Origin of the sequence: Nocardia cyriacigeorgica NBRC 100375 (assembly GCF_000308555.1) — a bacterium.
GTDB classification, from domain to species: Bacteria; Actinomycetota; Actinomycetes; order Mycobacteriales; family Mycobacteriaceae; genus Nocardia; species Nocardia cyriacigeorgica.
In genome coordinates, this window is sequence record NZ_BAFY01000153.1 from 1 (window position 1) to 11,216 (window position 11,216).

An 11,216-nucleotide genomic window follows, 5' to 3' on the forward strand; every position below is an offset into this window, starting at 1 on the left:
CGCACCGCGGTGCCGTCGTGCAGCCCGCGCAGGCGGCGCAGCGGCGTGAACCGCCACTCCTCGTCGCGGCCCGAGGGGACCTCGAAGGCGTTGACGTCGTAGGAGGTGAAGACCTCGCCCTTGTTGACCGCGGCCGTAGCACCCGGGTTCTGCATCGGTCCGGTCGTGGGGTTCTCGCCCTCGACCGCACCCACCACACCAGTTGCCATCAGCCGACGGCTCCTTCCATCTGCAGCTCGATGAGCCGGTTCAGTTCCAACGCGTATTCCATCGGCAGTTCCTTGGCGATGGGCTCGACGAACCCGCGCACCACCATGGCCATCGCCTCGTCCTCGGTGAGACCGCGGCTCATCAGGTAGAACAGCTGGTCCTCGGAGACCTTCGAGACCGTGGCCTCATGGCCCATGGTCACGTCGTCCTCGCGGATGTCGACATAGGGATAGGTGTCGGAGCGGCTGATCGTGTCGACCAGCAGCGCGTCACACTTCACCGTCGACTTCGAGCCGTGCGCACCCTTGTTGACCTGCACCAGGCCGCGGTAGGAGGCCCGACCGCCGCCGCGCGCCACCGACTTCGACACGATGGTCGAGGAGGTGTGCGGCGCCAGGTGCAGCATCTTCGCGCCGGTGTCCTGGTGCTGGCCCTCGCCGGCGAAGGCCACCGAAAGCACCTCGCCCTTGGCGTGCTCGCCGGTCATCCAGACCGCTGGATACTTCATGGTGACCTTGGAGCCGATGTTGCCGTCGATCCATTCCATGGTCGCGCCCGCCTCGGCCTTGGCCCGCTTGGTGACCAGGTTGTAGACGTTGTTGGACCAGTTCTGGATGGTGGTGTAGCGGCAGCGGCCGCCCTTCTTGACAATGATCTCGACGACCGCGGAGTGCAGCGAGTCGGACTTGTAGATCGGCGCGGTGCAGCCCTCGACGTAGTGCACGTAGGCGCCCTCGTCGACGATGATCAGGGTGCGCTCGAACTGGCCCATGTTCTCGGTGTTGATCCGGAAGTAGGCCTGCAGCGGGATGTCGACGTGCACGCCCGGCGGCACGTAGATGAACGAACCACCCGACCACACCGCGGTGTTGAGCGCGGAGAACTTGTTGTCACCTGCGGGGATGACCGAGCCGAAGTACTGCTCGAAGATCTCCGGGTGCTCGCGCAGACCGGTGTCGGTGTCGAGGAAGATGACGCCCTGCTTCTCCAGGTCCTCACGGATGGAGTGGTAGACGACCTCGGACTCGTACTGCGCGGCGACACCGGCGACCAGGCGCTGCTTCTCCGCTTCCGGGATGCCGAGCTTGTCGTAGGTGTTCTTGATGTCCTCGGGCAGGTCTTCCCAGGTCTCGGCCTGCTTCTCCGAGGAGCGCACGAAGTACTTGATGTTGTCGAAGTCGATGCCGTCGAGGTTGGAGCCCCAGTTCGGCATGGGCTTGCGATCGAAGATGCGCAGCGCCTTGAGCCGCTGCTCGAGCATCCAGGGCTGCTCGTTCTTCTTGGCCGAGATGTCGCGGACGACAGCCTCGGACAGGCCTCGTTGCGCGCTGGCACCGGCCACATCCGAATCGGCCCAGCCGTAACCGTATTTGCCCAGCGAAGCGATGGTCTCTTCCTGGGTGAGCGGTTGCACCTGGTCGGTGGTCGTCGTCATTCGGCACTCCTTCCGGAGTCGATCGTTGCTTCCGTTGCGGGCTGTGCAACGGCTGATGGAGAGGCTGTATTCGGTTCGGTGGCCGGGTCGTGGGGCGACTGGCCCGGGGTGAGCACCAGCAGCGGCACGTGCGTGGTGCAGGCGCAATCGCCATTGGCGATGGTGGCCAGCCGCTGCACATGTGTGCCGAGCAATTCCCGGAACGCCTCCAGCTCGGCCTGGCACAGCTGCGGGAACTCCTCGGCCACGTGCGAGACCGGGCAGTGGTGCTGGCAGATCTGCACGCCCGTGCCCACCTTGCGGGTGGTCGCGGCGAAGCCGGCGTCGGTGAACGCCTCGGCGATCTCCTCGGCCTTGGCCTCGGTATCGGCCTGGGTGTGCTCGCGCACCGGATCGATCCCGGCCACGATAGTCCTGGCCCGTTTCCGGGCGAACTCGGTGATGGCCTTCTCGCCACCGATCTCGCCGAGCTGACGGATCGCGGCGCCGGCCAGATCGTCGTAGGCGTGGCCGAGACGGCCCCGTCCGGCGGCGGTGAGCTGGTACTGCTTGGCGGGGCGGCCGCGGCCCTTCTGCTGCCACGGCGCCGACCGGCTCGCGCGCGCCTGACCGGAGTCGATGAGCGCGTCGAGGTGGCGGCGCACGCCGGCGGGCGTGAGTCCGAGCCTGTTGCTGATCGCGGTCGCGGTGATCGGGCCTTCCTCGAGCAGCAGCTGGACGATGGCGGCCCGGGTATGGCCTTCGCCGGTCGTCGCGGGCGCAGCACTCGATGCGGTACCGGCCCGGTGACCAGCCCTTTCATCGGTGTTCGGCAAACCCACGGTTTTCACAACATCAGTGTGGCGGAATTCGTTCCCGAAATCTAATAAGGGTCCCCTGACCTCGAACGTCGCCGTTCGGCCAGGACCGTCGGCGATAACCGCCTCACCTCTGGTTTCGCAACGAACTCGCAGGTCACCAGCTACCGGCCCGCTCGGAAAGGTGAAGCAAATCACTACCCCGATGTTCCGGAGGCCGGCACGACAGCACCGGGCGCACCGCCAGACCGGCCTGACCTGCCCGTCGCCTCGTTCCTCTGCGCGGACGACCGTATCCACCGACGTCGACCACCGGCCACTGTCGAACGGCGGCGAGTGCTGGAGGTTTGCCACCCGCGCCGGGCCGGCGCCGACGCCGCAGAGCCCCCGGCCACCGGCGCGTTGCCTCGCGCCATGCGCCCCGGCTGTCGCCGGGAGACAACCGCCCTCGTCCCATTACGCTTGCCTCTCGTGGCGGTACTGGAAGGCGCGCGGCGCAAGACATCGACGCTGGGGCGCCGGGCCCTGGGTCTGGACGCACCGGCGGCGGATCACACCATCGCGGTGCTGCACCGCGACGAATCCGAGGTGCCCGGTCTCGACCGCAGAGAAACGGTGCAGCTGAACCGGATCCGGCTGCTCGGCGCCACCGGCACCGTCCTCATGGCCATCAGCGCGCTCGGCATCGGCGCCCAGCCGGTGCATCAGAATCCCACCTCCGGCGTGCGGGTGCTCGGCATCTTCGCCCGCGCGCACACCGGTTCACTGGCGATGTGCATGGTCGGCACGGTCATCGTGGTGCTGGCCTGGCTGTTGCTCGGCCGCTTCGCCGTCGGCGGTCTCGGTGGCTCACCGCTGCACCGGCTGACCCGCTCCCAGATGGATCGCACGCTGCTGCTGTGGATCATCCCGCTCAGCGTCGCTCCCCCGCTGTTCAGCAACGACGTCTACTCCTACCTCGCGCAGAGCGAGATCGCGGCCCGTGGTATCGACCCCTATAAAGAAGGGCCCGTCGCCGGTCTCGGCATCGACAACGTCCTCACCAACAACGTGCCGACGATCTGGCGCGACACCCCGGCCCCGTACGGCCCGCTGTTCCTGTGGATGGGCCGCGGCATCGCCACCCTCACCGGCGACAACATCATCGCCGGGGTCTGGGTGCATCGACTGCTCGCCCTGGCCGGTGTGGCGTTGATCGTCTGGGCGCTGCCGCGGTTGTCGGTGCGCTGCGGTGTGGCTCCGGTGAGCGCGCTGTGGCTCGGCGCGGCCAACCCGCTGGTGCTGTTCCATCTCGTCGGCGGCGTGCACAACGACGCACTGATGCTCGGACTGATGCTGGCCGGGGTCGAGTTGACCCTGCGCGCCATCGAGGACACCCACCCATTCGACCGGCGCGCCTATGCCCTGCTCATCGCCGGTGCCGTCGTCATCTCGCTGTCGTCGTCGGTGAAGATCACCTCCTTGATAGCGCTGGGATTCGTCGGGATGGCGCTGGCCAGACGCTGGGGCGGCGGATTCAAGCAGTTGATCACCGCCGCCGCGCTACTCGGCGTGATAGCCCTGGCCACCACGTTGTTCGTCAGCCTCGCCAGTGGCCTCGGATTCGGCTGGACGCAGACGTTGAGTGTGGCCAACGCGGTGCGCAGCTGGATGTCGCTGCCCACCGCGCTCGGCATCATCACCGGTTTCGGTGGCGTGCTGCTCGGGCTCGGCGATCACACCACCGCCCTGTTGAGCATCACCCGCCCGATCGCCGCCGTCGCCGCCGGATTCATCACGGTCCGCATGCTCGTCGCGACCGGCACCGGCCGCCTGCACCCGGTCGGCGCGCTCGGCGTCTCGATGGGCGCGATCGTGCTGCTGTTCCCGGTGGTGCAGCCCTGGTATCTGCTGTGGGCCATCGTGCCACTCGCGGCGTGGGCGACCCGGCCGGTGTTCCGTGTACCCGCGGTCGCGCTGTCGGCGGTGGTCAGCGTGTTGCAGATGCCGCGCGGGGCCGATATGGAGGTCTTCCAGATCGTCGGCGCCGCCATCGCCACCACCATCGTGTGCGTGCTGTTCATCGTGGTGACGCGTAACGCGCTGCCGTGGCGGGCGCAGACAGGGGTGTCTGCCCGGTCACAGCCGGCCACGGCTTACGGTGTGAGATCGTGACCGCAGCCTCCGGACCCGCCGTGCGCGTCGACGGCGTCGTCAAGCGCTACGGCGAGACCACCGCGGTCGACGGGATCGGATTCGATGTCGAACGCGCCCAGGTGCTCGCCCTCCTCGGACCCAACGGCGCGGGCAAGACCACCACCGTCGAGATGTGCGAGGGGTTCGTCACTCCCGACGCCGGCTCGGTGCGGGTGCTCGGTCTCGACCCGATCGCCGACTCCGATCAGCTGCGCCCGCGCATCGGCGTGATGCTCCAGGGCGGCGGCGCCTATCCCGGCGCCAAGGCCGGGGAGATGCTCGACCTGGTCGCCGCCTACTCCGCCGACCCGCTCGACCCCGACTGGCTGCTGCGCACGCTCGGCCTGGACGACAATCGCCGCACCCCCTACCGCCGGCTGTCCGGCGGTCAGCAGCAGCGGCTGTCTCTGGCCTGTGCTCTCGTGGGACGCCCAGAGATCGTCTTCTTGGACGAGCCCACCGCCGGCCTGGACGCGCAGGCCCGGATCATGGTGTGGGAGTTGATCGATGCGCTGCGCCGCGACGGCGTCACCGTCGTGCTCACCACGCACATGATGGACGAGGCCGAGGAACTCGCCGATCAGCTGGTGATCATCGACCACGGCCGCATCGTCGCCGCGGGCACCCCCGCCGAGGTCACCGCGCACGGCGCCGCGGGTCAGCTGCGCTTCACCGCGCCGCCCAAGCTCGATCTGGAACTGCTGAAATCGGCGCTGCCGGAAGGCTTCTCACCGCGCGAGACCAGCCCCGGCTGCTATCTGGTCGAGGGCGAGATCGATCCGCAGGTGCTGGCCACGGTGACGGCGTGGTGCGCGCGGGTGAACGTGCTGGCCACCGATATCCGCATCGATCAGCGCCGCCTCGAAGACGTCTTCCTGGAACTCACCGGACGGGATCTGCGCGGATGACCAAACCCGACCTCAGCACCAACCGCTTTCCCGCGGGTACCTTCACTCCCGCTCCGCGCCCGAACACGCGCGCCACCATGCTGGCCGCGCAGACCCGCCTCGAGCTGATCCTGCTACTGCGCAACGGCGAGCAGCTGCTGCTCACCATGCTGATTCCGATCACCTTGCTGGTCGGGCTCACCCTGCTGCCGTTCGGCGATCTCGGCACCGACCGGGTCGATCAGATCGTGCCCGCGGTGATGATGGTCGCGGTGATGTCGACCGCGTTCACCGGCCAGGCGATCGCGGTCGGGTTCGACCGCCGCTACGGCGCACTGAAGCGGCTCGGTGCGACCGCGCTGCCGAAGTGGGGCATCGTCGCCGGTAAGAGCGCGGCCGTGCTGATCGTGGTGGTGTTGCAGGCGCTGCTGCTCGGACTGATCGGCGCGGCCCTGGGCTGGCGGCCGGAACCGGCGGGGCTGCTGCTGGGTGCGGTGGTGATCGCGCTGGGCACCGCCACCTTCGCCACGATGGGCCTGCTGCTGGGCGGCACACTCAAGGCCGAAGTGGTGCTGGCGCTGGCGAATGTGCTGTGGTTCGTCATGCTCGGGGTGGCCACGGTGGTGTTCGCCTCCGACGATCTGCCGACGGCGGTGAGTGTGCTCGCGCGGTTGATCCCTTCGGGTGCGATGGCGGTGGCGCTGGAAGACGCGCTGCGCAACAGCATCGATTGGTTCGGCGTCGCCGTGCTCGCGGCGTGGGGCCTGATCTGCGGGTTCGCCGCCACCAGGTTCTTCCGCTTCCACTGAGCCGGCGGCCACGCGCCCTTTTCGCCCCTCCTAACGACGTCTTGTAGTAGTCCGCCTGCGGGTCGCTCGAACGCGGCGGCTACCATCGTGACGTGCTGTATCGCGCGTTCCTGCGTCTCGTCGACCGCCTACCGCTGGTGTCCCAGCGCGGCCAGTTGCTGATCGCCGCCGGGGTGATCGCCTCCCAGGCCGGCATCTCGGTGACCGGCGCGGTCGTGCGCGTCACCGCCTCCGGTCTCGGCTGCCCCACCTGGCCGCAGTGCTTCCCCGGCAGCTTCACCCCGGTCGGCGTGTCCGAGGTGCCGGTGCTGCATCAGACCGTCGAGTTCGGCAACCGGCTGCTCACCTTCGTGGTGACGCTGTTCGCCGCGCTCATCGTGCTGGCGGTGACCAGGGCCCGGCGCAGGCGCGAGGTGCTGATCTACGCGTGGCTGATGCCCGGCGGGACCGTGATCCAGGCGATCATCGGCGGCATCACCGTCCGCACCGGCCTGCTGTGGTGGACCGTGGCGGTGCATCTGCTGGCGTCGATGGTGATGGTCTGGCTGGCGGTGGTCTTGTACGCCAAGATCAGCGAGCCCGACGACGGCGTGGAAACCGTGCGGGCGCCGGCGCCCCTGCGCTGGCTGACGATTCTCAGCGGACTCGCCCTCGCCGCCACCCTCATCGCGGGCACCCTTGTCACCGCCGCAGGCCCGCATGCCGGCGACAAGAGCATCGACCGCCCGGTCGAACGGCTCGAAGTGGAGATCGTGACGCTGGTGCATCTGCATTCACAGCTGCTGGTCGCCTATCTCGCGCTCCTCATCGGCCTCGCGCTGGGACTGCTGGCCATCGGTGCGCCGAAAGCGGTGCGGACCCGGATGTGGGTCCTGCTCGGCCTCGTGCTCGCGCAGGGGCTCGTCGGCGTCGTCCAGTACTTCACCGACGTGCCCGCCGCGCTGGTCGTGCTGCACGTCGGCGGCGCGGCGGCCTGTACCGCCGCCACCGCCGCGCTGTGGGCCTCGCTGCGGACCAGAGAAGTCGTCTCCGCACCGGCGACCGATCCGGCTGTCTCAGTTGTCTGAGGAACCATCCTGCCGGCGTTCCGAGCCTCGGCCGATCACCGGCGCGGCCGCGATCAGGCCAGCGTGAGCTGCACGTCGATATTGCCGCGAGTGGCGTTGGAATACGGGCACACCTGGTGGGCGGCGGCGATGAGCGCCTCACCCTGCTCGCGCTCGATGCCAGGCAGGTCGACGGTCAACGCCACGGTGAGCCCGTAACCGACGCCGTCCGGGCCGATGCCGACCGCGCCGGTCACCGAGGTGCCGTCGAGAGCGACCTTCTCCCGCCGCGCCACCACCTGCAAGGCACTGTGGAAGCAGGCCGCGAAACCGGCCGCGAACAGCTGTTCGGGATTCGTGCCCGCGCCGCCCGCGCCACCGAGTTCCTTCGGAATGCTCAGGTCCAGATCCAGCGCGGCGTCGGTGGAGCGGACGTGGCCGCCGCGTCCGGCGCCGGTGGCGGTGGCTTCGGCGGTGTACAGGGTGGTCATGGGTTCTCCTCGGGGTTGTCCAGCACCAGCTGCTGGTTGTCGATGAAGGCGGTGATCGCGCGCAATTGCGCACGGAATCCGGCGAGTTCGACGGCATCGAGTCCGGTCGCGCAACCGACTTGACGGGGCACGACCCGGGCCCGCTCGCGCAGCGCCCTGCCCTCGGCGGTGGTCTCGACCACCACCGAGCGTTCGTCGTCGGCGGCCCGCCTGCGGTGCACCATCCCGGCCGCTTCCAACCGTTTGAGCAGCGGCGACAGCGTCCCGGAATCCAATTCCAGCGCCGCGCCGAGATCTTTGACGCTCACGTCCCCGCGCTCCCACAGCACCAGCATCACCAGGTACTGCGGATAGGTCAGGCCGAGTTCGTCCAACAGCGGCCGATACAGGCGAATCATCGCCCGCGACGCGGAGTACAGCGCGAAACACACCTGGTTGTCGAGTGCGAGTTCATCGGTTTCCGTCATCGGTCACCACCTCCGACACCGAACAGTAGTGAGCAATTAAGTTGCGCACAACTGAAATGGTTGGTGATGCGCAACTCGTCCAAAGCCGGTAGCCGGCGGCCCGCTGGAAATCCAGCGGGCCGAGCGGTCGAATCAGGCGGAATCGGCGGCCGTGCCGCGATAACTACGCGCCACCAGCGCCGAGGTGAGGTACCACAATCCCGACGGTTGCGTGGGATCGAAGCCGGTCAGCATGCGCACCCGCTTGAGCCGGTAGTCGAGGGTGTTGGTGTGCATATGCATCAACCGCGCCGTGCGCTGCCGGTTGAAGTTGTTGGCGATGTGCTGGCGCAGCGTCTCCAGCAGCTCCGGATGCTCGTCCAGCGGATCGAGGATGGCGCTGAGGTATTCCCGCGCCGGACCGGGCCGGGTGATCTGGAATTCCAGTGCCAGATCGTTGAACCGGTGCAGTCCACCCAGACCCGAGATCCGCTGCACGGTGTCGAGCAGCTCGTGGGCCTGCTCGGAGGCGGCCGGGATATCGGCGGGCGCGGCCGCGACGACGGTCGCGGTGATCGGCACCCGCGCGGCGGCCGACAACTGCGCGATCAGCTCGTCCAGTTTCTCGTCGTCGACCTCGACCGAGGGCAACAGCAGCGTCCCGCCGCCCACGCTCAGCAGCGACAGCACCCGGTCCCCGCAGCGGGTGGCCAGCTCGGCCTGGATGCGCCGGAGTTTGCGCCGCGCGACGATCTTGCCGTCCACCGCGGGCGCGGCCTCGTCGGGGTGCGGCGGAATCGCCAGCGCCAGTACCGCATACGAGGACGCGATCTCGATCCCGCACTCCCTGGCCATGGTCGAGGTGCTGTGCCCGCCCAGCAGCGCCGAGGTCAGCGTGTGCACGGCGGTGTGATGTTCGCTGACCACCGACCGGTATTCGCGCACATACGCCATCGAGACGGTGGTCGTGATGGTGTCCAGGATTTCCAGTAGCCGCCGCGCCGTGACCACCAGATCGGCGTAATCGGCGGGCGAGGCGTTCGACAGCAGGGCGTCGAGGCCGAGTTTGAAGCCCTCGTGCACGGCATGGTTGATGGTGTCGATGGGTACGCCCTCGCGCGCCCATTCGGCGGCGGCGTCACCCACCTGCTCGATCTGCTCGGGCAGGTTGCGTCCATCGAGCAGATTCAGCGCCAGTTCCAGGCAGACCCGGGTCACCGCGGTGACATCACCCTGGAGCGCATCGCCGGGCAGCGTGCCGCAGGGCGCCACGTTCTCGACGAAGTGCCCGACCATCCGGCGCGAGAGCGTGGATACATCGCGCAGATGGCTGGTGATCGGGTGACCGGAAACGGTCAGGCGCGGGCGAGTCGAGTCGACGACCGTCATATCGATTCCTTCTGGCCCGAGGTTGATCGCGGAGTGATCACGGTAACGCGAATAGTTACCGGCCAGTAGGGGTTGGCGGCCGAGTTGTGAAATCAACCAAGAGTCCAGCCGTGCGCCTGTGACGGCGCACAAGCCAATGCGATTGCGCTATTTCTCGTTGCGCGCCTTGGGGAAGCGGGTCTGCCTGGCCACCCAGCCCGCCATCTTGGCCCAGTGGCCGGTGCGCGGGGTGACGATCGAGGTCAGTTCGCGGTCCCACTCGTCGGCTTCGCTGAGCCCGTCCACCCGCTCGACCAGCGCTTTCGCGGTGTCCAGATCGTCGACGACGCGGTCGCCGAGGATGCCGTCGGACCCGACGAGGGTCACTCGCACGCCCATCCGGCCGATCGGCTGCAAGACGGCGGTGGCCGAGCCGCCGTGCTCGGCGACGAACTTCTGCACCGAATCCACGACGGAACTCGGGACCTTCGCGGTCACGGTGGCGACATCTGCACTCATGCCCGCAGTTTACCGACGGGTAAGGAAAGCTCCACCCCCGCGGTCGGCCGGATCGGGGTGGCTTCGGTGTAGAACTGAGTCCATGCGCGCCATCCAGGTTTCCGAGCACGGCGGTCCCGAGGTCCTCACCTACACCGAAGTGCCGGACCCCCAGATCGGGCCCGGTCAGCTGCTGGTCGACACCGACGCGATCGGCGTCAACTTCATCGACACCTATATCCGCACCGGCACCTACAAGCAGCCGGTCCCCTACATCCCCGGCGCCGAGGGCACGGGTGTGGTGGCCGAGGTCGGTCCGGAGGTCACCGAGTTCCGTCCCGGCGACCGGGTGGCCTGGGCGGCGGCGCCGGGCAGTTATGCCCCGCTGGTGGCCGTCGACGAAGCCGTCGCGGTCGCCGTCCCCGATGACGTCGACCCGCCCGTCGCCGCCTCGGCCCTGCTGCAAGGCATGACCGCGCACTACCTGATCGAATCGATCTACCGCCCCGAACCCGGCGAGACGGTGCTCGTGCACGCCGGCGCGGGCGGGGTCGGCCTGCTGCTCACCCAGATGGCGGCCGCGCGCGGCGTGCGGGTGATCACCACGGTGTCCTCCGACGAGAAGGAAACCCTGTCGCGGGCGGCGGGTGCGGCGGAAGTGCTGCGCTACGGCGACGATCTGGCCGAGCGGGTGCGCGCGTTGACCGACGGCGTCGGCGTGGCCGCGGTCTACGACGGTGTCGGGGCCGCGACCTTCGATGCCAGCCTCGCGTCGTTGCGGATTCGCGGCATGCTGGCCTTGTTCGGCGCCGCGAGCGGGCCGGTGCCGCCGTTCGATCTCCAGCGGCTCAATGCCGGCGGTTCGCTGTTCGTCACCCGGCCCACGCTCGCCCATTACACCCGCGACCGGGCCGAATTGCTCTGGCGCGCGGGCGATGTGCTCGAAGCGATCGCCGAGGGCGCGCTGGCGATCCGGGTGGGCGCCACCTATCCGCTGGCCGACGCCGCCCAGGCGCACCGCGATCTGGAGGGCCGCAAGACCACCGGCTCCATC

The 11,216-nt window shown here is 68.6% G+C and carries 11 protein-coding genes and 1 pseudogene; 5 read left to right on the forward strand and 7 right to left on the reverse strand.

Translation table 11 applies throughout. The features are described from left to right. The 3 genes and pseudogenes from RJ05_RS30895 to RJ05_RS14600 all read right to left on the reverse strand — a co-directional run. Positions 1–209, reverse strand: a pseudogene (locus RJ05_RS30895) (Fe-S cluster assembly protein SufD); the annotation flags it as partial. After that, on the reverse strand, positions 209–1,645 hold the full coding sequence (gene sufB, locus RJ05_RS14595) for a Fe-S cluster assembly protein SufB (RefSeq protein WP_036537753.1): 1,437 nt from the start codon (positions 1,643–1,645) through the stop codon (positions 209–211). The pseudogene RJ05_RS30895 and the gene sufB, both read right to left, overlap by 1 nt. Continuing rightward, complete coding sequence (locus tag RJ05_RS14600) at positions 1,642–2,475, reverse strand: helix-turn-helix transcriptional regulator (RefSeq protein ID WP_036537754.1); 834 nt, start codon at positions 2,473–2,475, stop codon at positions 1,642–1,644. Before RJ05_RS14600 ends, sufB begins: the two co-directional genes overlap by 4 nt. A 381-nt stretch (positions 2,476–2,856) precedes the next feature. On the opposite strand from RJ05_RS14600, the gene mptB reads away from it, so the two are divergent. The 4 genes from mptB to RJ05_RS14620 all read left to right on the forward strand — a co-directional run bounded on the left by mptB (position 2,857) and on the right by RJ05_RS14620 (position 7,380). After that, the gene (mptB, locus tag RJ05_RS14605; RefSeq protein WP_373365060.1) at positions 2,857–4,596 is read left to right on the forward strand and encodes a polyprenol phosphomannose-dependent alpha 1,6 mannosyltransferase MptB; all 1,740 of its coding nucleotides are present in this window, start codon (positions 2,857–2,859) and stop codon (positions 4,594–4,596) included. Then, the gene (locus tag RJ05_RS14610) at positions 4,593–5,525 is read left to right on the forward strand and encodes an ABC transporter ATP-binding protein (RefSeq protein ID WP_036537756.1); all 933 of its coding nucleotides are present in this window, start codon (positions 4,593–4,595) and stop codon (positions 5,523–5,525) included. The genes mptB and RJ05_RS14610 overlap by 4 nt, the downstream gene beginning before the upstream one ends. Continuing rightward, positions 5,522–6,313 (forward strand): ABC transporter permease, encoded by a 792-nt coding sequence (locus RJ05_RS14615; protein ID WP_036537757.1) that lies wholly within the window; start codon positions 5,522–5,524, stop codon positions 6,311–6,313. The genes RJ05_RS14610 and RJ05_RS14615 overlap by 4 nt, the downstream gene beginning before the upstream one ends. 92 nt (positions 6,314–6,405) lie before the next feature. Further along, a complete protein-coding gene (locus RJ05_RS14620; RefSeq protein WP_014351652.1) occupies positions 6,406–7,380 on the forward strand; it encodes a COX15/CtaA family protein in 975 nt (324 codons plus the stop codon). A 53-nt stretch (positions 7,381–7,433) separates the two neighbouring features. Here RJ05_RS14620 and RJ05_RS14625 read toward each other — a convergent pair whose 3' ends face one another. The 4 genes from RJ05_RS14625 to RJ05_RS14640 all read right to left on the reverse strand — a co-directional run bounded on the left by RJ05_RS14625 (position 7,434) and on the right by RJ05_RS14640 (position 10,183). Then, positions 7,434–7,850, reverse strand: a complete 417-nt coding sequence (locus tag RJ05_RS14625; protein WP_014351653.1) for an organic hydroperoxide resistance protein — start codon at positions 7,848–7,850, stop codon at positions 7,434–7,436. Then, positions 7,847–8,317, reverse strand: a complete 471-nt coding sequence (locus tag RJ05_RS14630) for a MarR family winged helix-turn-helix transcriptional regulator (RefSeq protein WP_036537758.1) — start codon at positions 8,315–8,317, stop codon at positions 7,847–7,849. Before RJ05_RS14630 ends, RJ05_RS14625 begins: the two co-directional genes overlap by 4 nt. A gap of 132 nt (positions 8,318–8,449) precedes the next feature. Further along, complete coding sequence (locus RJ05_RS14635) at positions 8,450–9,685, reverse strand: PucR family transcriptional regulator (RefSeq protein WP_036537759.1); 1,236 nt, start codon at positions 9,683–9,685, stop codon at positions 8,450–8,452. Between the two features lie 147 nt (positions 9,686–9,832). Next, positions 9,833–10,183, reverse strand: a complete 351-nt coding sequence (locus RJ05_RS14640) for a hypothetical protein (protein ID WP_036537760.1) — start codon at positions 10,181–10,183, stop codon at positions 9,833–9,835. Between the two features lie 82 nt (positions 10,184–10,265). On the opposite strand from RJ05_RS14640, the gene RJ05_RS14645 reads away from it, so the two are divergent. Then, on the forward strand, positions 10,266–11,216 hold a 951-nt coding region (locus RJ05_RS14645; protein ID WP_036537761.1), incomplete at its 3' end, for a quinone oxidoreductase family protein.